This is a genomic window from Saccharopolyspora halophila (assembly GCF_039531955.1).
In the GTDB taxonomy this organism is placed as follows: Bacteria; Actinomycetota; Actinomycetes; order Mycobacteriales; family Pseudonocardiaceae; genus Saccharopolyspora; species Saccharopolyspora halophila.
The window spans coordinates 222,029-242,979 of sequence record NZ_BAAARA010000010.1 but is presented as its reverse complement, the minus strand read 5'-3'; the positions used below and the strand labels follow the sequence as shown (position 1 = coordinate 242,979).

Below are 20,951 nucleotides of genomic sequence, written 5' to 3'. Positions count from 1 at the left end.
CAATCTCATCCGGGCAAGTGGCCTGGTCAGGCCGCCTGCTGTGCTTCTGCGGTCGCCGCTGCCGGACCGCGGGTCGCGATCAGGTCGACGAACTCGGCGACCCTCCGCTGAAACTCGTCGTGCTCGGCCAGCTCCTCGCCGAGAAGCCCGTCGCGCAGGGCGCGCGCGACGAACTCGGTGGTGCCGCCCGCGCCGGCCGCGGCCTGCAGCCGCTCGCGGGCCGGATCGGCCATCGCCGCCGCGTGCGGACCCGCGTCGAAGCCCTCCGGCGGCGCCATGCAGCACAGGTAGGCGGCCACGGTCAACGCCAGGTGGTGCGGCATCCGCCCGGCGCGCAGGTGGTGCAGCGCCGGTTCCGGGACCCGCTGGGCCAGCTTGGCCGACCCGTCCGAGCCGACCTGCCTGGTGCGGTGGCCGAGCGCGTGGTTGGCCCAGCGGGTGAACAGCTGCGCGGTGAACTCCTCGGCGTCGATGTCGGCGGGCAGGCTGAAGGTCGGCAAGTAGTCGTCGAAGATGACCCGCCGCGCCGCTTCGCCGATGTTCGGCGTGCCGGTGGATTCGGCGATCAGGTCGCAACCGGACAGCGCCCCGAGGTAGGCCAGCAGCGAATGGGTCCCGTTGAGCAGTCGCAGCTTCATCAGCTCGTACGGCGCGACATCGGTGGTGAAGGTGGCACCGCCGTGCTCCCAGGCGGGCCTGCCGGCGGCGAAGCGGTCCTCCATCACCCACATGCTGAACGGCTCGGCGGGCACCGGTGCTTCGTCGCGCAGGCCCAGCTGCTGGGCCACCGCCTGCCGGTACGCATCGGTGGTGGCCGGAACGATCCGATCCACCATGGAGTTCGGGAAGCTCACCTGCGCGTCCAAGTAGGCCAGCAGCTCGGCGCTTTCGGACGAGGGGAGCTGCTCGGCGAACTCGCGCACCAGCCCGGCGGTCAGATCGCCGTTGGCCATGAGGTTGTCGCAGCTGAGGATCGAGATCGGTGCGGCGTGCGTGGCGGCGCGCCGCTGCAGTGCTCGGGCCAGCCTGCCGACCGCCGTGCTCGGCGCACCACCGCGCAGATCCGCCTGCACCGCCGGATCGTCGAGGTCGAGCCCGGCTCGGCGCGGCGAGTAGGTGTAGCCCTTCTCCGTGATGGTCAGGGTGACGATGCGGGTCTGCGCAGCGGCCAGCGCGTCGGCCACCGCGTCCGGCTGCTGCTTGGCCACCAGCACGTCGCTGTGCACGGCGGGGACCTCGACGCGGGTCTCATCGGGCGAGATCTGCACGACGCCGTAGCGCATGTCCTGCTCGCGCATCGCTTCGGCGACCGCGGCCGAGGAGTTGGCCACGCCCAAGATCGACCACGGGCCGTCGGTGTGCGCCAGTGCGCGCGCGGTGTGCACCGCCTGGTGCGCGCGGTGGAAGTTTCCCAGTCCCAAGTGGACGATGCCGGGCGCGCCCAGCGAGCGGTGGTGCTGGAGAGCCGAGGCAGGCGTGGTTGCGGTGGAGAGGCGTTGCATGATCGGCCAATCGTGCGGAGATGTTGCGGCGGGCGGATTTCAGCGCGGGGCGGGGGCGGTCGAGTCGCGAACCACCAGCTGGGCGGGAAGCAGCTGGGCGCGGGGCGGCGGTCGATGTCCGGCGAGGATCTCGCCGAGCAGCTCCACGCTCAGCGCGCCCGCCTTGGACCACGGGATGGAGATGCTGGTCAGGGAGGGGTTGGAGACCTCGGTCAGCGCCACGTCATCGATGCCGATCACGCTCAGCCCGGTGGGCACCTCGACGCCCAGCGCGCGGGCTCCCTTGATGACGCCGAAGGCCACCAGGTCGTTGTGGGTGATCACCGCGGTGGCCCCGGTGGCCAGCACGCTGGCCGCCACCGCGGTACCGGCGGAGACCGTCTCGGCCCGCCAGTTGAGGACCTCGAGATCCATCCCGGATTCGGCGGCCAGCGAGCGGATCAGGTCCACGCGGCGCGGTGTGGACCAGGAGTGCGGTGAACCGGGAACGAAGGCCAGCTTCGCGTGCCCGAGCGCGCCCAGGTAGTCGACCGCTTGCCGCAGGCCTTCCGCGGCATCACCCAGCACGCAGTCGACGCCGTCGACCTGCTGGTTGATCAGCACCACCGGTGTGCTGCCGCAGAGCGCGGCGATCTCGTCGGGTGGCAGCCGGGAGGAGCACAGCACGATCGCGGCGACCTCGTTGCGCAAGTGCGCGATGGCTTCGCGCTCGCGTTCCGGATCCCGGTCGGTATCGTGCAGCACCAGCGTCTGGTGGCGCCGCCTGCCTTCGTCCTGGGCCGCCTTGACCAGCGTTCCGTAGACGGGGTTGGCGATGTCCGGGACCACCATCGCCACGGTCGACCCGCCGGCCTGCGAGTCGGACTGCTTGGAACCTGACTGGTATCCGAGATCCTGCGCGGCGGCAAGCACCTTGCGCAAGGTTTCCGGGCCGAGTCGCTGCGGGTCGCTGAAGGCCCGGGAAGCGGTGGACAGCGCGACGTCGGCCTGCCTGGCCACGTCGGTCAAGGTCGGCGCCATCGCTCCTCCGCGTGCTCGTGCTCACCCGGTCGTGTGGCCAGGCCGCCAAATACTCGCCAACCTTGCGCAAGATTGTCAACACTTTGCCGAATGTTGCCGAACGCGCGATGACGCTGCCCGCCCCGGTCGACCGGCGCCGCAGGCGGGTGCCCGGGAGAGGGCTTACGTAAGCGGCCCCAGCGTGTCGGTGAGCCGCAGGCGGTAGAGACGGGTCGGGCGGCCGCGACGGGCCGAGTGCGCGCTGCCTTCGGCGCTGACGAGGTCGGCCGCCTGCAACTTGCGGATCAGCCTGCGGCCGCTGGGATCGGTGATGCCGAGCAGCGCGGCGAGTTCGCTGGGCGTCAGCGCGCGGCCGTGCACCTCCTGCTCCAGCGCCGCCAGGCGGGACAGCGTCGTCGGGCTCAGGCCCACCTCGGTCGCCAAGCGCTCCACCGCCGCGCCGTGATCGCGGTAGGTGTAGCGGGACCGGCGGTACCCGCCGCCGATCGGGCCGATGATGGTGCCGCTGTCCTGGACGAGGAACGCGCACGGGTGCTCCTCGGCTTCGGCCCGCACGACGGCGCGCTCGGCCAGGGAGATGCCCGCGGTCACCGAGGCGCCGATGCCGAAGCCCGCGGCCGCGCGGATGTCGAGCTGGATCCTGGCGTCCTCCAGCGCGGGAACCACCTGCCAGCCGTCGGTGTTGCGCTCCAGCAATGCTCGGTGCGCGAAGACGACCAGCCCTCGGCGGCCGTGCTTCTCGACCCACGCGCCGGACAAGGTGTCGTCGCGCAGCAGGATTTCGCGCATCCCGGCGCGCGCGGACTCGACGTCGTGGCCATTGCGGACCTGGAAGACCCCGGCGGCGAACCGCATTCCCTCGGCGCGTGCCGCGTCGGCGCGCAGTCGCAGCTCGTTGAGCCCGGCGCGAATCGTGGCCGGGCTCAGGTCGATCTGCACCACGGGTCCGTCGTTCGCGAGGACCTCGCCGGCGCCGGGGTGCGAGGTGATCGCAACACCCCCGTCGCGCAACGTCTTCCGGTGGTGCTCGACGATCTGCTCGAGGGAGGCCTCGCGCGGGTGGGGCGCGGCCGTGGCGGCCAGTTCGAGCGGGTCGGTGACCTCCCGCAGCTCGTCCTGGCCGAATCCGTCCACGCTGGCGAGGTGCCGTTCCGGGAATCGCGCGCGCATTCTGGCGATCGCCATCGCCAGCTCAGTCGCGGTGGGGGCGACGATGTTCAGCGGCAGCGATTCCGGCAATTGCCCGCGAAGCGCTCCTGCGGCGTGCTGGTCGACCAGCAACCCATCGGGTGTGGTGTCGGAAACCAGATCGCGCAACCGCTCCGGAGCCTGCGACGGCTCCCGGTAGGTGCTCCAGCGAAGGTCGGTACCGGAGCTGCTGCGGGCAGCACGATGGAACGAACCCTGGTGCCGATCATGCACCAGGACGCCGATCATCGCGCTCATGCCCGCCACCTGGATCCGGTTTCCCCGACCGAACCGCCCTAGGATTTCGCGAACGCGGGAACCGGTCAACTGGTGTCCGGATACGACCGCGCGAAATTTCCGGTCGCGAGCGAGCACTCCGCGAGAATCCGGCACTCAGGGTGATGGCCGGATGCGATCGGTAGCGGAGATCCGCTGCCGGCCGAGCCCGGCCGGGGGCAGCGGATTCCGGTCGCGGTGGTTCAGCGCCGGAAGCGGTGCCACCACCGCGCCTTCCGGGCCGGCCGGTCTGCGCTCGGTCGCTGCGGCGGTTCCTGATCGGCGCCGGGACGGGGGCGGCCGGTGCGCCAGCGCTCCACGAGCGCGTCGACGTCCACCGGTGCGATCGCGACCTGCGGGCCGACCGGAGCTCGCAGGTGCTCCACGATCCGCCGGTTCAGCTCACCCGCCGCGTCGCGCACGGCTCGTTCGGTGGTCAGCTCGGCGACGGTCTCCGGGAGCCGTTCGATCTCCTTGCGCAGCCGCAGCGGCGGCGGCAGCAACGCTTCCCCGGAGATGCCCTCGCGGTGGATGTAGCTCTTGAGCCACCAATTCTCCTCGACGGGCGTGCCCGCATCCGACAACGGCTCGCCCGCGCCCGCGAGGTCGTCGAAGTCGCCGCGCTCCTGGGCGGTGCGGATCTGCTTGTCCACCCATGATTCGAACGTGACACCGGTCGGCTTGCGCTCGGTCATGAGTCGATTCTGCGGCATCGCGAGCGGGACGGGCCACCCCGCGCGGTGCCCGGCGGAATCAGCCCGCGCGGTTGAGCACGCCGTTGAGCAGCGCGGCCTGCCCGCTGTGCTGCAGATCGTCGGCGATCACGCTCACCAGCCGGACGCCCAGCGTGACCGGGGGTGACCACCTCGTGTCGATGACCTGGTCGAGGTCCTGGTCGGAGAGCTCCCCGACGAACCGCAGGGTGTGCTCGTGCACGGCGTCGTGGTAGCCGGTCAGCAGCTCGGCCGGGGCGCGCACCAGGGCGACCTGCTCGGAGGTGTGACCGAAGCCGGTGTCCTCCTCGTCGAGCTGGAGCCCGAACCGGTCGGCCCATCCCTGGGCGAGCCAGACCTGCTCGGTCTCGGCGGCATCGGCGATGTGGTCGTCCTGGACTCGCGTGAGGTGCCAGATCAGCCAGGCGATCGAGTTGGCGTCCGGATCGACCCGGTGGGCCAGCTGGTCGTCGTCGAGTCCGCCGACGGCGTCGTGCACCGCTTCCTGGACCCGGTTGAACGCGTCGACTAGCAGGTCAGCGCTGGTCATGCCGCCACCTCGGGCATCGGGTACCTGGTCGGATCGAACCTGCGACGTGACCACCGCGCTCGAGCGCGCTCGCCGAACGCCGCCTCGCGCAAGTCTAGAGCCGGGCGCGCGGACCCTGCCACGAGAGATCGACCGATCGTGGCAGGCAGCGGGGTCAGCGGCGCGGCGGTACGGGCACGCGTTGCAGGTCCCCGGCCACCACGATGGTGCCATCGAAGATCGCCGCCGCTTCCTCGTGGAAGGCGCGCGGGTCGGGATAGCGCTGGGAGAAGTGCGTGAGCACCAGGCATCGCACACCGCAGTCGGTGGCGACCCGGGCGGCCTGCGCGGCGGTGAGGTGCCGGTACTGCCGGGCCAGTTCCGCGTCGGATTCCAGGAAGGTCGATTCGGCGACGAGCATGTCGGCGTTGTCGGCGAGCTCGAAGACGCCATCGCACAGCCGGGTGTCCATGGCGAACGCGAAGCGCTGGCCGGGGCGGCGCTCGCTGACCTCGCTCAGCCGAACCGTGCGGTCGCCGACCCGCAGCGAACCCTCGCGCTGTAGCTTGCCGACGTCCGGACCGAGCACGCCCAGCCTGGACAGCTCCTCCGGCAGCATCCGACGGCGTTCGGGCTCTTCGAGGCGGTATCCGAAGGTGGGGATGCGGTGCTCCAGCCCGATGGCGCGAAGCACGCCGAACTCGCCCTCGGCGATCTGCCCGCCCCGGGTGATCGGGTGCTCCCGCAGATCCACGACCTCGTCGAACGCGGAGGCGTAGCGCAGGTGGCGGAAGTGCTCGATTCCCGATGCGGGGTAGTGCGCGTGCACCGGGTACGGGACTCGGTCGAGCGACAGCCGTTGCACCACTCCGGGAACCCCGAGGCAGTGGTCGCCGTGAAAGTGGGTCAGGCAGAGGTGCTGGACGTCGTGCGCGCTGACCCCGGCGTAGGTCATCTGCCGCTGCGTGCCCTCGCCCGGGTCGAACAGGAAGCCGGTGCCCTCCCACCGCAGCAGGTAACCGTTGTGATTGCGCTTGCGCGTCGGCACCTGGCTGGCCGTGCCGAGCACGACGAGTTCCCGCGAGGACACGACTACACCTTAAGCGGTCCGCTCGGCGTGCGGTGGCAGCCGCACGCGGTGCGACGTGCTCGAGTCCCGGGGCCCGGCACCGTCTTCGGTTCCGCGACCCGCGCCATCACGCGGATCCGAACCGAAACATCTCCTGGCGGGGTGCCGCGGAGCTCGCCGCGCGGATCAGCCGTCCTCCCGAGGTGCGCGGACGGCGCCACGGGGAGAGGGTGCGATCGGCCTACTTGGGCTGGAACAGCGCCTCGAAGAACTTGGTCAGCGCGTTCACCACGGTGGTGATGGCGGCGACGACGAACTCGAACGCGGTGCGCACCCCTGAAGCCGCCGCGACCGGGTCGCGCACCAGCAGCGAGCCACCGACGATCACCAGCAGCACCACAACCACGATCACGGCCTTGCGGTCCATGTGCAGAAAGCCTCCGTCGTCCGGTCGACGTCGAGGCGGAGCCTACCCTGCCCGCGCGGCCGGGCCGCCACACGATCGGGTCGGCGCGTCGCGGCACGCCAGAGGAGCCGAGGCGCGCTGCGCAGCGCTCCCGATCGCGCTGCTGGAACGCGTTCAGGAGCCGGGCTCAGGAGCCGGGCTCGAGCTTGATGGCCGAGACGTCCAGCTCGATGGTGATCTTGTCGCTGACCAGCCAGCCACCGGTCTCCAGCGCGGCGTTCCAGGACAGGCCCCAGTCCTTGCGGTTGATCGTGGTCGAGCCCTCGAAACCGGCGCGCAGGTTGCCGAACGGGTCCTTGGCGAGGCCGGTGAACTCCAGATCGAAATCGACCGGGTTGGTGCTGCCCCGGATGGTGAGATCACCGGAAACGGTGAAGGTGTCCGAGCCCTTGGGCTGCACGGACCTGCTCCGGAAGGTGATCTCCGGGTGGTTCTCCACGTCGAAGAAATCACCGGTGCGCAGGTGGGAGTCGCGGTCCTCCTGCTGGGTGTTGATGCTGGCGGTCTTGATCCGCACCGTGCCGGAGGAGTCCGCGGGGTTGTGCCCGTCGATGTGGATCTCGCCCTCGACGTCGGTGAACTGCCCGCGAACCTTGGTGACCATCGCGTGCCGAGCCACGAACCCGAGCCGGGAGTGCGCGGCGTCGATGGTGTAGTCACCGGTCAGCTGTCCGAGATCGGTCGCTTCCGTCATGATGGATGGTTCTCCCTGGTCGTTGGGAAGGTCCGAGGCCGACTATGCCGCAGCTGCCGGGGACGGGCGCGCGAAGCCGGCGGGTTCCCCGGACCGGTGCGTCGCGCGGCCCCTGAACGGGTGAGGCGGCTCGTCGGGTGGTGACACCACCTCCCCGCTGGGAGTCTGACCGCGTGCAGGACGAGATCAGCGATGACCGCTCGGGGCCGGCCTCCGCCCGCTCGATCCGCCACTGGCGGCGCCGGTTGGCCGACGAACGCGAGGAGGCCCGCGTCTACCGGCGGTTGGCGGCGCGGCGCAGCGGCGAGGAGCGCGAGATCCTGCTCGGTCTCGCCGACGCGGAGGAGCGCCACGCCCGCTATTGGGAGGACCTGCTCGGCGACGAGATCGGACCGCACCGCCGAGGTCAGTTCCGGATGCGGGTCCTGGTGGCGCTGGCCCGTCGCTTCGGGTCGGTGTTCGTGCTCGCGCTGGCCCAGCGCGCGGAGAGCCACTCGCCGTACCGCTACGACCAGGACGTGCCCGCCTCGATGGCCGCCGACGAGCGCATCCACGAGGAGGTGGTGCGCGCCCTGGCAGCGCGCGGCCGCGCGCAGGTCTCGGGCTCGTTCCGCGCGGCCGTGTTCGGCGCCAACGACGGGCTGGTCAGCAACCTGGCGCTGGTGCTCGGCGTGATCGGCGGGAACGCTCCCTCGGAGGTCGTGCTGCTCACCGGGCTCGCCGGGCTGCTGGCGGGTGCGCTGTCGATGGGCGCGGGCGAGTACATCTCGGTTCGCTCGCAGCGCGAGCTGCTGGCCGCGGCGAGACCGGATCCGCAGGCCCGGGCGGTGGTGCCTTACCTGGACGTGGATGCCAACGAGCTCGCCCTGGTCTACCGGGCTCGAGGCATGTCCGAGGACGAGGCGCAGCGCCGTGCGGACGCGCTGCTGCGCGACCCGAAGCCGCCCGTGCCCGGCCCGGAGCCCACCGAGGACGCCGGGCACGAGGTCGTCGGTACCGGCCTGAAGGCGGCCGGGTCCAGCTTCGTGTTCTTCGCCTCCGGGGCGTTGATCCCCGTGCTGCCGTTCCTCGCGGGCCTGACCGGTGGTTTCGCGGCGCTGCTCGCGGTGGTGCTGGTCGGCATCGCGCTGATGCTCACCGGGGCGGCGGTCGGGGTGCTCTCCGGGGCGGCACCGCTGCCCCGAGCGCTGCGTCAGCTGGCGATCGGTTCCGGTGCTGCCGCCGTGACGTACCTGCTCGGTACGCTCTTCGGCGCCACCGTCGGTTGACCACCTGGCGCTGCGGCGCGGTGGCACGCCGATAGCGGGTTCGCGCGGAGAACGGAGCTGATCTGGGACCGCGGCCGAGGCATTTACCGGAGCAGCTCCGGCCGCGTCCCGATCCGGACACCGACCTTCCCCGGCCGCAGGTTCCGCAGGGGTAGCGGGCGGTTCGAGCGGGCGCCGGGTCCGGGCATCGACGTCGACCCGGCGAGCATCGATCGGCCGCGGTCGACGCCGTGACGGGATCGCTCCTGCTGTTGGTGTGGGCCGCGACCGCGGGCGCGGTGGACCTCCGCGCTCTCCGGTCTTCGCTGCTGCTGGCGCTGCTCGTGGCCTTCGTCGCCGCGCACGCTCTGGTGACGCCGCAGCGGAACGGGTTGATGCCCTGCTCGGCGGGCGCCGAATGGTTGCGCGAGGCGAGGGGGCGGTGGGTGCGCACCTTCGAGCTGACGCACGCCATCGCGCACGACAGCGGTCCCGAGGTGCGCCTCGACCTGCGCGGTCACCGGCGGGCCGTTCGGATCGCGCTGGACGGCCCGCAACAACCCGACGTGTGGGCGCACGTCCGCAACGGGATCCCGCACTCCATCGCGTTAGGAGCGCGCAGCAATCGCCGGACGCCCCAGGCACTGGATCTCGCCCCGGAACCGCACCGGTGACGATCGGCCGGACCTCGCGCCGATCACCAGCGGTGACGCTCCTGGTTCGCGGGCCGGGACTTCCGGCCCGCGAACGGTGGAACTCGGAGGCTCAGCGGTCCAGCCGGGCCATTCCCTCCGGGTGGTAGCGGTCGCCCGCGGCCGCGCCGGGCGGGAACTGATCGGAGAGCTCGGCGACGAGCTCCGGGGACAGCTGCACGTTGGCGGCCTGGATGTTGGCCCGCACGCGCTCGATCCGGCGGCTGCCCGGGATCGGCAGGATCTCCTCGCCCTGGGCCAGCAGCCACGCCAGCGCGAGCTGGGCGGGGGTGATGCCGAGCTCGTCGGCGCGCTCGCGCAGCGGCCGGGTCAGCTCGATGTTGCGCTGCAGGCTCTCCTCCTGGAACCGCGGGTAGCGCTGCTTGCGGACCTCCAGGTTCTCCACGTCCGAGACGGCGTTGAACGCACCGGTCAGCACGCCGCGGCCGAGCGGGGAGTAGGCCACCAGGCTCGCGCCCAGCTCGCGGATCGCGGGCAGCACCTCGGCCTCGAGATCGCGGGTGAACAGCGAGTACTCCTGCTGCACCGCGGAGATCGGGTGCACCGCGTGCGCTCGGCGCAGCGTCGCGGCGCTGATCTCGGAGAGCCCGATGTGGCCGATCTTGCCCTCGGCGACGAGCTCGGCCATCGCACCGACCGTGTCCTCGATCGGCGTGGTGCGGTCCAGCCGGTGCAGGTAGTACAGGTCGATGTGCTCGGTGCCCAGCCGGGACAGGCTGGCCTCGACGGCCTGCCGGACGTACTCGGGCTTGCCGCCGCCGGTCTCCTTGTTCGCGCCGAACTTGGTGGCCAGCACGACCTCGTCGCGGCGCTCGCGCAGCGGGCCGCTGATCAGCTTCTCGTTGTGCCCGTCGCCGTAGACGTCGGCGGTGTCCAGGAAGTTCACCCCGAGATCCAGCAGCTCGTTGAGCAGGCGCTCGGATTCGGCGTCGTCGGCGGCGCCGTAGACGCCGGATAAGCCCATCGCGCCGTAACCGATGGCGCTGACCTCGGGACCGTCGCTGCCGAGCCCGCGGCGGGGCGGGGGAGTGTCTGACACGGATCGACTCCGATCGCGTTGGTGCGGAAGGACTGCGGTCAGCCTAGCTCGAACTGGTTAGCCAGGCTCACTATCTGGGAGCGCTCACAGCTCGAACCCGGCGCGCCGATCGGCGGGCACGAGGTCGACGTAGTCGGGGTGCTTGGCGATCCAGCCGCGGACGTACGGGCAGAACGGCAGCACCGCCAGCTCGCGGTCGCGCGCCTCGTCGAGTGCCGCGCGAACCAGCTCGCTCGCCAGTCCGCGACCGCTGAACCGGTCGTCGACCTCGGTGTGGGTGAACGAGATCTGGCCGGTCTTGAGCTTGTACTCGGCGAAGCCCGCGAGCTCCCCGTCGACGTGGACTTCGAAGCGGCTGGCGGACGGATTGTCCTTGACCTCGGATTCGGTGGTCACCGGTGTGCTCCCGTCGTTGACTGCGACTCGGGCATGATTGTGCATCGACGTGGCGGATGGAGGAGGCTGACAGGCGTGAGCAACGTCGAAGAGGACCCGGCAGAGCTGGCTTGCGGCGGAGTGGCAGCGGCCGAGCCCGAACCGGAACTGCTGCAGCCGCGCTCCGTCCCGCTCGGCGGCCCGCGGGCCATGCTCGTCGGACGGGCGCTGCCCAACCGCGATCGCCGGATGGTCGGCGCCTGGTGCTTCACCGACTTCTACGGCCCCGCGGACATCACCGATCAGCCGGGCATGCAGGTCCCGCCGCATCCGCACACCGGTCTGCAGACGGTCAGCTGGTTGCTCGAAGGGCAGGTGCTGCACCGCGACAGCCTGGGCAACACCCAGCTCATCGAGCCGGGCCAGCTCAGCCTGATGACCGCGGGGCACGGCATCTCGCATTCCGAGGAGTCGCCTGCCGATCACTCGCCGATCCTGCACGGCGCGCAGCTGTGGATCGCGCTGCCCGCTGACCGCCGCGGCGTCGATCCGCACTTCGAGCACCACGGCGACCTCCCGGTCGCGACCACCCCGGAAGGCCGGGCGACGGTGCTGATGGGCGAGCTGCTCGGCCGCACCTCCCCGGCCAGGACCTACACCCCGCTGGTCGGAGCCGAGTTGGCCATCCACGCCGGTGCGACCATGCGCATCCCGGCCGAAGCGGATTTCGAGTACGCCGTGCTGGCCCTGTCGGACGTGGCGGTCAACGGTCGGCCGGTGGCCACCGGGGAGATGCTCTACGTGGGGCAGGGCCCCGACGAGGTGACGATCTCCTCCGAGGGGCCCGGCCGCGCCATGCTGCTCGGCGGAGTGCCGTTCGACGAGCGGATCGTGATGTGGTGGAACTTCGTGGGGCGCAGTCACGACGAGGTCGCCGAGGCGCGTGCCGAATGGGAGCGGGACCGCACGAATCCGCACGAGGAAAGCCGCTTCGGCGTCGTGCGCGGCTACGCCGACCCGGCTCTGCGCGCGCCGGAACTGCCCAACGTCGCGCTGCGCGCCCGGGGGCGCACCCGGTACGACTCGTAGGCTCTCGCCTCGCTCGGTGGTGCGGGCAGCCGAACCCGAGCGGCTCCGCGAACTCCGCGCCGCTGCTGTCGTACGGCCACTTCGCTCGGCGGCGCCGGGCCCGAGCGGGTTCGGACACCCGTGCTGCGACCCGCGGCTCGGCCTCCGGGACGTGGCGCGCCCCGTCCGCGTTCTCGCCGGTCAAGCGCGGCGCGGTCGGATCGGCGCCGAGAAGCGGGCGCGCTCACGGGCCGCCGCCGTGTGATGAGTCTCCACATCGGAGCCCGGCGCGTGGCCCGCGTCCGCCCGGCCGGACGTAAGCTCGGGACGGAAAAAGTATTCGTGATTGGAGCAGTAGATGAGCGAGGGTCTCGAAATCCGGTTGGCGTCCCGCCCGAACGGCTGGCCGACGCTGGAGAACTTCGACATCGCCGAGGTGGCAGCGCCGAAGCCCGCTGAGGGCGAGGTGCTGGTGCGCAACCTGGTGATGAGCGTCGACCCTTACATGCGCGGCCGGATGAGCGCCGGGAAGTCCTACGTGCCGCCGTTCGAGGTCGGCGCCCCGCTGGAGGGCGGCGCCGTCGGCGAGGTCGTGGAGAGCAACGCGGAGGGCTTCGCGGTGGGTGACCACGTGCTGCACAACTCCGGCTGGCGCGACTACGCGGCGGTCCCGGCCAAGCAGGCCACCAAGGTGGACCCCTCGGCCGCTCCGCTGAACGCCTACCTGTACGTGCTGGGCATGCCCGGGATGACCGCGTACGCGGGCCTGGTCGACGTCGCCGAGCAGCAGGAGGGCGACGTCGTGTTCATCTCCGGTGCCGCCGGTGCGGTCGGCTCGCTGGCCGGGCAGATCGCCAAGCTGCGCGGGGCCAGGAAGGTCATCGGCAGCGCCGGGTCGGCGGAGAAGGTGCAGTACCTGCTCGACGAGGTGGGCTTCGACGCCGCCTTCAACTACCACGACGGCCCGGTGGTCGAGCAGCTCAAGGCGGCGGCGCCCGAGGGCATCGACGTGTACTTCGACAACGTCGGCGGTGATCACCTCGAGGCGGCGATCTCGGTGGCCAACGACTTCGCCAGGTTCGCCGAGTGCGGGATGATCTCGCAGTACAACGCGGAGACCCCGCAGCCGGGGCCGCGCAACATGTTCATGATGGTCAGCAAGCGGCTCAAGGTCGAGGGCTTCATCGTGATGGACCGGGCCCACATCAAGGACCAGTTCGTCGCCGAGGTCGGTGCCTGGCTGCGCGACGGCAAGATCAGCTACCGCGAGACCGTGGTGGACGGTCTGCGCAACGCCCCGGACGCGTTCCTCGGCGTGCTGCGCGGCGACAACACCGGCAAGATGCTGGTCAAGATCGCCTGATCGCGCGCTCGGTGGGCTATTGGGCGGGGTGGTCGTGCAGCCACTCCGCCCAGGTCTTCTTCCCGCGTCGTTCTCCCGGGCAGGTCCAATCGGCGGCGATGCGCCGGAAGCGCTTCGGCACGGGCACGTCGAGAATCCGCTTGGTGCCGCCGCGCACGTCGCGCCAGGTGTGCAGCGCCTGGCGAAGGGTGAGCACCTCGGGACCGCCGAAGTCCAGCCGCCGACCCGCCGGACCACCGGTGATGGCCTCGACGAGATCGGCGGCGAAATCGCGCGCGTCGACCGGCTGCACCTGCAACGCCCCGGGCAGCGGCAGCACGGGCAGCCGCGAGGCCTTGCCGAGCACCCGGTCCAGGAGCCAGTGGAACTGGGTCGCGCGGGCGATCGTCCAGGGCACATCGGCGACGCTGACCAGCTCTTCGGCGGTGTGCTTGAGCTGGAGGTAGGGGAGCGCGGGCCGGTCCACGCCGACGATCGACACGTAGAGCACGTGTCTCACCCCGGCGGCGGCCGCCGCATCGAGGAGTCGTTCGGTGCCGTCGACGTCGACGTCCGGTGGAGTCCGTCGGAAGTCGATCGGGTGCGGGAACCCGCGTTGCGCGACGGGGGAGCACGTCGCGGCGTGCACCAAGGTCTGCGCCCCGGCGACCAGGTCGTCGATCCCGCTGCCGGTGCCGAGATCGCCCGGCACCCATTCGACCTCCGGGTCCGTGCCGGCGCGGCGCGTCAGGATTCGAACCCGGTGGGTTGGTTTGAGCAGTTGCACCAGCTCGCGCCCCAGGTGACCGGTACCGCCGGTGATCGCGACCGTTTCCATCGCAGGACCACCTCCTCGCCAAGGACGATCCCACCGGCTGGCCCGAACCGCTAGCGCAGCAGACCCAGCACCGGGTCGGTCACGCCCTCCACGACACCGCCGACGAGCCCGCGCGACGGCTCCTCCTCGGGCGTCTCCGCGTCGGATTCCTCCGGCTCGGTCGTTTCCGAGCCGGTCGGCTCCGGCTGCGTGGTCCTCGGTTCGGTGGGCCCGGCGTCGCCGTTCGACGTGGTGCCGGGGGTGGGTTCCTCGGCGGGGGCCGTCGCCTCGCTCGTGCTCGGCGCGGGCTCGGTCGTGCTCGGTGCGGTGCGGCGCTCGCTGGTGGTCGGCTCCGGTTCCGGCTGCGAGGTCGTCTCCTGCTGAGCGGGTTCGGGGACGACGTGCGCGAGCCGGGTCGGGGCGGGTGCGGGTCCGGCCGGGGGAGTGGGCGGAGCCGCTTCGGCGGGATCGCCCTGGGACGGAACGATCCGGGGCAGGTACGCCCGGTCGCGCGGCGCGGCGTGCGCGCGGGCGGTGTCGTCGAGCTCGGAGCTGGCGGCTTCCTCGGAACGGACCTGTCCGTAGTGCGCGCTGGTGGCCGCTACCACGGCGAGCGCCGCGGCGACGGTGTAGCCGAGCACGGGGGCGGCATAACGCCACTTGTTGTCGCGTCGGTGGCGGCCGCGCACTCGCGGTAACGATGACGAGCCCACTGCTGTGTCACCCCACTGTCGATTGGTCCGTTCTCGGCATCGCCTCACCCGAATGAGTGAGGCGATGCGAACGATACGGCACAAGAGCAGCAGGTGACCATCCTCCTGGACGGGTTGGCGAAAGTCACGCGCGAAGGATCGGCGTCCCGTGTTCGGGGCGATACGTTGCGGTCAACTCGATCGAGAGGTGTGACGTGAAGCTGCTCGAGGACGCATTCGACGCCCTGCCGCAGGACCGGGACGCCGCCACGTTGGTCGGCCGCCTGCACGACCCGGTGGAGGACGGGCCTGCCGTGGTCGCCGTGCGCGGTGACCAGCTGGTCGACCTCACCGATACTGCGCCGACGCTGACCGACCTGCTCGAGCACCCCGATGCCGGCGCGATCGCGCGGAACGCGCCCGCTCGGGGGGCTTGGCCGCTGGAGGCGGTGCTGGCCGAGACCCTCGCGGGAGGTCCGGGCGCTCGGTTGCTCGCGCCTTCCGACCTGCAGGTGCTCAAGGCCGCTGGGGTCACCTTCGTGCAGAGCATGTTGGAGCGGGTCATCGAGGAGCGCTCCGGTGGCGACAGCTCCCGCTCCGCCGAGACCCGGGCTCAGGTCGAGGCGGCGATCGGCGGCACGTTGTCGGCCGTCGCGCCGGGTTCCTCGGAGGCCGCGGCGGTCAAGGAGGTGCTCGTGCGCGACGGCCTCTGGTCGCAATACCTCGAGGTCGGCCTCGGGCCGGACCCGGAGATCTTCACCAAGGCGCCGCTGCTGGCGGCGGTCGGCCTGGGTGCCGAGGTCGGCATCGCGGGAGGTTCGGACTGGAACAACCCGGAACCCGAGGTCGCGCTGGCCCTCCGCAGCGACGGGACGATCGTGGGCGCCACGCTGGGCAACGACGTGAACCTCCGCGACGTCGAGGGCCGCAGCGCGCTGCTGCTGCCCAAGGCCAAGGACAACAACGCCTCGGCCGCTCTCGGCCCGTTCCTGCGGTTGTTCGACGACTCGTTCGGCCTGGACGACGTGCGCGAGCTGGACCTGCGGCTGGAAGTCACCGGTGTGGACGGTTTCTCGCTCGACGGAGTGAGCACGATGCGGGAGATCAGCCGCGACCCGCTGGAGCTGGCCGCCGCCGCGGTGGGCAGACACCACCAGTACCCGGACGGGCTGATCCTCTACACCGGCACCCTGTTCGCGCCCACCGAGGATCGAGGTGCCGAAGGCAAGGGCTTCACCCACCACGTCGGCGACGTCGTGCGGATCTCGACTCCGAAGCTCGGCACCCTGGCCGGTCGGGTGGCCCGCAGCGAGGACTGCCCGCCGTGGGACTTCGGCGTCCGCGCGCTGCTGTCCAACCTCGCCCGGCGCGGTTTGCTGGCGACCTGACCGGCGGGTCGTGCGCCCGGGGTGGCCCCACGCCCCTCGAATGGGGCCACCCCGGGCCGTCCTCGTCCCCGGCTCGGCGCGGGCGGCCAGCCCGCCGCCCGCGACCGTCACGCGCGTCGAGCGCGCGGGCCGAGGCTCAGCGCTGGCCCGGGAACGTCGCGCTGCGCCGGACCTGCGCCAGGATGTCCTTGATTCCCCGCTTGGTCGTCATCGACCCGGCGTCATCGAGCGCGTCGGTGAACATCACGTACCCCAGGACCACGACCAGCAGCAGCGCCACCACGACGACGAACATGTCCCTCACCCCTCTGTCTCTTCCCGGCCGAGCCCGGCTCGAGCTCGTTACCCGTGAGACGTCTACCCCCGATCGGCGTGACACGAGATCACTCGAATGTGACGCGAGTCACCCTCTGTGATGGCGTCAGGTCTCTCCCGGGCGGTGGGCGAATAGGATCCGGCGTGGGCCGAACGGACGGCTCCGCAGCCACTCGATGAAGACTAACCTGGAGAAATGGCGACCGACCCGCCCGCGCCGTCGAACCGGCCCAACCCGGCGCAATGGGTCTGGTACGCCTTCGGGGGAAAGCTGCCGGACCGGTGCGCCGAGTGGGTCCTGCACGACGTCACCTGCCAGACCTGGGTGCTGCGGCACATGGCCAGGGCGCTGACCCAGCTCGCCCCGCTCTGCGCCGCGCTCATGTTCCTGCCGGGCCCGATGTGGATACGTCTGAGCTCGATGGGTCTCGGTCTTTCGGTCGGCCTGTTCTACTCGATCTGCTACATGGGCGAGACCGGCGAGCACCGGGCCATCAAGCACGGCTTTCCTCCCGGCGTCGCCCGGGACACCCGGGCGCTGCGCCGGGACCTGAAGCGCGCGGGCAAGCACGGGGTGGGTTACCGGCCCTGGTGGGAGTGAGCGAAGAGCCGCTCGGCCCCGTCACCGATCGTCCCGGCGGCGGTGACCTGCGGGTGCGAACGATCTCCGGCCGCGACGCCGGTCACAGCCCACCCGGTTTGTAGAGTTCCGCAGGCTATTTCGGCGGGGTCCCGCGTCCTATTTCGGCGGGGTCCCGCGTCGCGGGCGGAACAGGAAGGCGCACCATGCGGCAGGGACTGGGTGCCAAGCTCGGCATCGGCTGGAAGCTGCACGGCGACGGCGGAACGCCGCGCCCGGGGGAAGCGGTGGCCCCGGACGAGCGGCTGTCCTGGCCGCGCACCGTCGGGCTCGGCGTCCAGCACGTGGTGGCGATGTTCGGCGCCACCTTCGTGTTCCCCGTTCTGATGGGCCTGGACCCGAACCTGGCGATCATGGTCTCGGGGTTCGCCACGATCCTGTTCCTGCTCATCGTGCAGGGCAAGGTCCCCAGCTACCTCGGCAGCAGCGCTTCGTTCGTCGGTGCGGTCACCGTGATTCGCGCGGGAGGTGGGGACAGCTCCACGGTCACCGGCGCGATCCTGGTGTGCGCGCTGGTGCTCGGCGCGATCGGGCTGATCGTGCACTTCGTCGGCTCCGGGCCGGTGCACCGGGCGCTGCCGCCCGCGGTCTCCGGTGCCGTGGTGATGCTCATCGGGTTCAACCTCGCACCCGTGGTGGCCGAAACGTACTGGCCGCAGGACCAGTGGACAGCGCTGATCACCATGATCGTGGTGCTGGCGGGCAGCGTGCTGCTGCGCGGATTCTGGGGGCGCGTCGCGGTCTTCCTCGGCCTGGTCGCCGGCTACGCGCTGTCCTGGTTGTTCGATCTCGCCTTCGGGCCGATCACCGCACCGAACTCCGACGGTGACGTGACCACGCACCTGCGCCTGGACCTCTCCGGCGTGGCCGACGCCCCGTGGTTCGGGCTCCCGCAGCTGCACGGTCCCTCGTTCGACCTGACCGCGATCGTGGTCGTGCTGCCCGCCGTGATCGCGCTGATCGCCGAGAACACCGGGCACGTCAAGGCCGTCGAGCAGATGACCGGTGCGAACCTGGACGACCGGCTCGGCCGGGCGATCTTCGCCGATGGCTTCGCCAGCGCCCTCTCCAGCGTCGTGGGCGGCCCGCCCACGACGACCTACGCCGAGAACATCGGTGTCATGGCGGCCACGAGGGTCTACTCCACGGCCGCCTACTGGGTCGCGGCGATCGTGGCGATCGGCTTCGGGTTGTGCCCGAAGTTCGGGGCGGTCATCGCGGCGACGCCCGGTGGTGTGCTCGGCGGCATCACCGTGGTGCTCTACGGCATGATCGGCCTGCTCGGCGCCAAGATCTGGGTGGAGAACCGGGTGGACTTCGCCGATCCGGTCAACCTGCTGCCGCTGGCGGCCGGGCTGGTCGCGGGCATCGGCGGGGTGTCGCTGCAGGTCACCCCGCAGTTCGAGATCAGCGGGATCGCCCTGGGCACACTGGTGACCCTGATCGGATACCACCTGCTGCGCACCGCAACGGCCCGGCAGCCTCGCGGCTAGGAGCCGGCATCGCCCGCCCGGCGGTGCGGGTGGCTCGCTCAGCGGTTCTCCGGTCCCGGCAACACCTGACGCGCGGCGTTGCGGCGTCCTCGCCGGAGAACCGCTGAGCGCTCGCGATCGTGCGGGTCGATCCCGCACCCGGTACGGCGCGCACCGCGGCGCGTGCCCGAACGGCTCCCGGCCCGCCGTGGGCCGAGCCGCGGCTCACTCCTCGGGTTCGGGATGGCGGAAGATGACCTCCTCGGCGCGGATCGCGCGCCCCGGCAGCTGCGAGGGAGCCTCCGGGCGCAGGCCGTCGAGCAGCAGCGTGAGGTAGCGCCCCGGCAGGACCTCGCGCACCTCGTCCGGCATGACCTGCACGCCCTGCAGGAGCAGCCCGACGATGACCCCGAGATCGCCGGTGCTGACGTCGGTGCGCAGCGTTCCGTCGTCCTGGGCGCGTTTGATCAGCGTGTCCAGGGTGTCCATGAACCGGTTGTGCACGGCGTCGGTGGTCGGATCGGCGGCCAGGATCTCGCGGGCGCGCGGGGACAGCAGCGTCAACCGGGCGATGGTGCGCAGATCGCTGGCGCGGTGCAGCAGCTTGCTGAGCGCGCGCCAGGCGTCCGGTTCCTCCTCGATGATCGAGTGAGTGTCCGCGATGAGTCGCTCGAAGGCCTCCACCGCGACCTCGCGGATCAGCGAATCGCGGTCCGGGAACCGGCGGTAGAGGGTGCCCACGCCCACGCCGGCCTCGCGCGCGATCTCCTCCATCGGCACCTCGGTCCCGCGTTCGGTGAACACGTCGCGCGCGGTGGCGATGATCCGGTCGCGGTTCCGGCGGGCGTCGGCACGCAGCCGCGGTGTCGGGTCGGTCGTCATGTTCCTCACTTCGGTCCAGTCGGGTTGCGCGGATTGTCGCACGGGCGGCGTCCGCGCAGCCGGATGAAGATCATCCAGTCAGTCCTGGCCGAAAGTGGGTGATCGATCGGTGCGGGTGGCCGTTCCCGGAGGGCAGCCGGGCGATCGTGATCGACGATCTTGGCCGCGGGATCGCTCGTGGGCCCGTCCGGCCTTCGCTGATCGGCCGTCGGAATGCGACGCAGATTACTCCGGCCCGCCTTCGAACGCGCCGGGCGCGGCCCTAGAATTGTTGACGAAAGGGCATTCTCCCAAACCTACTTCCGTTCGACCCGCGGTGGCGGGTGTCCAAGCGTGCGCGCGTTCGGAAGTCGGGGCGGCTTAGGAAAGGAGGCAAGGAGTGGCGACGGTGTGGGTGGCCCTGCTGGCGGAAGCGGCGGTGCTCGTGGCGGTCGCGGGTGCGCTGACCAGCTGGATCCGCCGGAGCGAGCCGGCCGGGCACGACCGGATCATCGAGTCCACCGGGCCTGCCGAGCTCGTCTGACGCATGCGCGCGCACGGGCTTGCTCCTGCCGGGTGCAAGCCCGTGAAGCCATTCGCGAATCGCTTTCGCGGCGCTTTTCGTTACACCATTCTCGGAATTTCTCTCCCTTGATTGTCGGTGGCCGCGAGATGGCCACGACGTGAATGCCGCCCAACGGCGCGGCAGGCCCTTTCTCCCTCCGGTGCGACGCCGAACCCAGTGGTTCAGCGCACTGGTGTGCGCCCGCTCGCGGCCCGCCGGATAAGCTGGCTGCCGCGACGACCGGAACCACCGATCGGGAAGGCATCCGTGACCACACCTGACGCGCCCCGCAGTCCTCAGCCGAAGACCACCTCGCCCGGTTCGGGGGCGCTTCCCGGAGGCGCGAACGGCTCGCTGCTGTCGACCTACCGGACCTTCCTGGAACGGGCGGTGCGCAATCCGGGCGCGGTGGGTGCGGTCGCTCCCAGCTCTCCTGCGCTGGCCCGCGCGATGGCCGGCGTGGTGCCCCGCACCGGTAGTCCGACGGTCGTCGAACTCGGACCGGGTACCGGCGCGCTCAGCGGCGCCATCGCCGACCGGCTGCCCGCAGCGGGCAGGCACTTGGCCATCGAGCTCGACGACGGCATGGTCGAGCACCTGCGCACCCGGCTTCCCTGGCTCGAGGTGATTCAGGGCGACGCTTCCGAACTCGGTTCGCTGCTGGCCGATGCCGGTGTTGACCGGGTGGACGCGGTGGTCAGCGGGTTGCCCTGGTCGATCTTCCCGGCGCGGCTGCAGCACGAGATCCTGCGCCAGGTCGGCGGCGCGCTCGCCCCCGGTGGCGCGTTCACCACCTTCGCCTACACGCACGCCCTGGGCATGGCGGGCGCCCGTCAGTTCCGCCGTCGCCTCGACGTGTGCTTCGACGAGGTCCTCACCTCGCACACCGTGTGGCGCAACGTGCCACCGGCGCGCACCTACGTCTGCCGCCGCCCGAACCTGCCCTGAACCGCCCGCCGC

Annotated in this window: 23 protein-coding genes; 9 read left to right on the top strand and 14 right to left on the bottom strand. The window is 71.3% G+C overall.

All coding sequences use genetic code 11. The features are described 5' to 3' along the window. Positions 1 to 26: 26 nt before the first annotated feature. From ABD289_RS16805 to ABD289_RS16770, 8 genes are all read right to left on the bottom strand, one after another. A complete protein-coding gene (locus ABD289_RS16805) occupies positions 27 to 1,502 on the bottom strand; it encodes a mannitol dehydrogenase family protein (protein ID WP_344133123.1) in 1,476 nt (491 codons plus the stop codon). Positions 1,503 to 1,541: 39 nt separating this feature from the next. After that, entirely contained in the window at positions 1,542 to 2,522 is a 981-nt protein-coding gene (locus tag ABD289_RS16800; protein ID WP_344133120.1) for a LacI family DNA-binding transcriptional regulator, read from the bottom strand. Between the two features lie 162 nt (positions 2,523 to 2,684). After that, positions 2,685 to 3,968: a MarR family transcriptional regulator gene (locus tag ABD289_RS16795; protein ID WP_344133117.1), complete on the bottom strand. Its 1,284-nt coding sequence runs from the start codon at positions 3,966 to 3,968 to the stop codon at positions 2,685 to 2,687. 221 nt (positions 3,969 to 4,189) lie between these two features. Beyond that, positions 4,190 to 4,681 (bottom strand): DnaJ family domain-containing protein, encoded by a 492-nt coding sequence (locus ABD289_RS16790; protein WP_344133114.1) that lies wholly within the window; start codon positions 4,679 to 4,681, stop codon positions 4,190 to 4,192. 58 nt (positions 4,682 to 4,739) lie between these two features. After that, entirely contained in the window at positions 4,740 to 5,249 is a 510-nt protein-coding gene (locus ABD289_RS16785) for a mycothiol transferase (protein WP_344133111.1), read from the bottom strand. Positions 5,250 to 5,403: 154 nt separating this feature from the next. Next, positions 5,404 to 6,318, bottom strand: a complete 915-nt coding sequence (locus ABD289_RS16780) for a ribonuclease Z (protein ID WP_344133108.1) — start codon at positions 6,316 to 6,318, stop codon at positions 5,404 to 5,406. 220 nt (positions 6,319 to 6,538) lie between these two features. Further along, on the bottom strand, positions 6,539 to 6,724 hold the full coding sequence (locus tag ABD289_RS16775) for a hypothetical protein (RefSeq protein ID WP_344133105.1): 186 nt from the start codon (positions 6,722 to 6,724) through the stop codon (positions 6,539 to 6,541). Positions 6,725 to 6,890: 166 nt separating this feature from the next. Then, positions 6,891 to 7,457 carry a YceI family protein gene (locus ABD289_RS16770; protein WP_344133102.1) on the bottom strand — a complete coding sequence of 189 codons (567 nt, stop codon included), beginning with the start codon at positions 7,455 to 7,457 and terminating at the stop codon, positions 6,891 to 6,893. A 173-nt stretch (positions 7,458 to 7,630) separates the two neighbouring features. Here ABD289_RS16770 and ABD289_RS16765 point away from each other — a divergent pair, with 173 nt between their 5' ends. Together ABD289_RS16765 and ABD289_RS16760 are read left to right on the top strand one after the other, a co-directional pair. Continuing rightward, complete coding sequence (locus ABD289_RS16765; protein ID WP_344133098.1) at positions 7,631 to 8,725, top strand: VIT1/CCC1 transporter family protein; 1,095 nt, start codon at positions 7,631 to 7,633, stop codon at positions 8,723 to 8,725. 230 nt (positions 8,726 to 8,955) lie between these two features. Further along, positions 8,956 to 9,378, top strand: coding sequence for a hypothetical protein (locus ABD289_RS16760; protein ID WP_344133095.1), 423 nt, complete (start codon positions 8,956 to 8,958; stop codon positions 9,376 to 9,378). A gap of 91 nt (positions 9,379 to 9,469) precedes the next feature. Here the strand turns inward: ABD289_RS16760 and ABD289_RS16755 are convergent, their stop codons facing one another. Both ABD289_RS16755 and ABD289_RS16750 read right to left on the bottom strand, forming a co-directional pair. Continuing rightward, on the bottom strand, positions 9,470 to 10,456 hold the full coding sequence (locus ABD289_RS16755) for an aldo/keto reductase (RefSeq protein WP_344133091.1): 987 nt from the start codon (positions 10,454 to 10,456) through the stop codon (positions 9,470 to 9,472). 84 nt (positions 10,457 to 10,540) lie between these two features. Continuing rightward, positions 10,541 to 10,852: a GNAT family N-acetyltransferase gene (locus tag ABD289_RS16750; RefSeq protein WP_344133087.1), complete on the bottom strand. Its 312-nt coding sequence runs from the start codon at positions 10,850 to 10,852 to the stop codon at positions 10,541 to 10,543. Between the two features lie 75 nt (positions 10,853 to 10,927). Here ABD289_RS16750 and ABD289_RS16745 point away from each other — a divergent pair, with 75 nt between their 5' ends. Both ABD289_RS16745 and ABD289_RS16740 read left to right on the top strand, forming a co-directional pair. Then, a complete protein-coding gene (locus tag ABD289_RS16745; RefSeq protein WP_344133083.1) occupies positions 10,928 to 11,920 on the top strand; it encodes a pirin family protein in 993 nt (330 codons plus the stop codon). 337 nt (positions 11,921 to 12,257) lie between these two features. Then, a complete protein-coding gene (locus ABD289_RS16740) occupies positions 12,258 to 13,262 on the top strand; it encodes an NADP-dependent oxidoreductase (RefSeq protein ID WP_344133080.1) in 1,005 nt (334 codons plus the stop codon). Between the two features lie 16 nt (positions 13,263 to 13,278). On the opposite strand, the gene ABD289_RS16735 is transcribed toward ABD289_RS16740, so the two are convergent. Together ABD289_RS16735 and ABD289_RS16730 are read right to left on the bottom strand one after the other, a co-directional pair. Then, positions 13,279 to 14,079, bottom strand: a complete 801-nt coding sequence (locus ABD289_RS16735) for an SDR family oxidoreductase (RefSeq protein ID WP_344133077.1) — start codon at positions 14,077 to 14,079, stop codon at positions 13,279 to 13,281. A gap of 50 nt (positions 14,080 to 14,129) precedes the next feature. Beyond that, positions 14,130 to 14,747, bottom strand: a complete 618-nt coding sequence (locus ABD289_RS16730; protein WP_344133073.1) for a hypothetical protein — start codon at positions 14,745 to 14,747, stop codon at positions 14,130 to 14,132. Positions 14,748 to 14,965: 218 nt separating this feature from the next. Here ABD289_RS16730 and ABD289_RS16725 point away from each other — a divergent pair, with 218 nt between their 5' ends. Next, entirely contained in the window at positions 14,966 to 16,138 is a 1,173-nt protein-coding gene (locus tag ABD289_RS16725; RefSeq protein ID WP_344133069.1) for a fumarylacetoacetate hydrolase family protein, read from the top strand. 136 nt (positions 16,139 to 16,274) lie between these two features. Here the strand turns inward: ABD289_RS16725 and ABD289_RS16720 are convergent, their stop codons facing one another. Then, entirely contained in the window at positions 16,275 to 16,433 is a 159-nt protein-coding gene (locus ABD289_RS16720) for a hypothetical protein (protein ID WP_344133066.1), read from the bottom strand. Positions 16,434 to 16,649: 216 nt separating this feature from the next. Here ABD289_RS16720 and ABD289_RS16715 point away from each other — a divergent pair, with 216 nt between their 5' ends. Beyond that, a complete protein-coding gene (locus tag ABD289_RS16715; protein ID WP_344133063.1) occupies positions 16,650 to 17,054 on the top strand; it encodes a DUF5313 family protein in 405 nt (134 codons plus the stop codon). Between the two features lie 185 nt (positions 17,055 to 17,239). Beyond that, a complete protein-coding gene (locus ABD289_RS16710; protein WP_344133060.1) occupies positions 17,240 to 18,586 on the top strand; it encodes a uracil-xanthine permease family protein in 1,347 nt (448 codons plus the stop codon). A 204-nt stretch (positions 18,587 to 18,790) separates the two neighbouring features. On the opposite strand, the gene ABD289_RS16705 is transcribed toward ABD289_RS16710, so the two are convergent. Then, on the bottom strand, positions 18,791 to 19,447 hold the full coding sequence (locus tag ABD289_RS16705) for a TetR/AcrR family transcriptional regulator (protein ID WP_344133057.1): 657 nt from the start codon (positions 19,445 to 19,447) through the stop codon (positions 18,791 to 18,793). Positions 19,448 to 19,826: 379 nt separating this feature from the next. On the opposite strand from ABD289_RS16705, the gene ABD289_RS16700 reads away from it, so the two are divergent. After that, positions 19,827 to 19,970 carry a hypothetical protein gene (locus ABD289_RS16700; protein ID WP_344133054.1) on the top strand — a complete coding sequence of 48 codons (144 nt, stop codon included), beginning with the start codon at positions 19,827 to 19,829 and terminating at the stop codon, positions 19,968 to 19,970. Positions 19,971 to 20,381: 411 nt separating this feature from the next. Then, positions 20,382 to 20,939, top strand: coding sequence for a class I SAM-dependent methyltransferase (locus ABD289_RS16695; protein WP_344133648.1), 558 nt, complete (start codon positions 20,382 to 20,384; stop codon positions 20,937 to 20,939). The last annotated feature ends 12 nt before the right edge of the window (positions 20,940 to 20,951 follow it).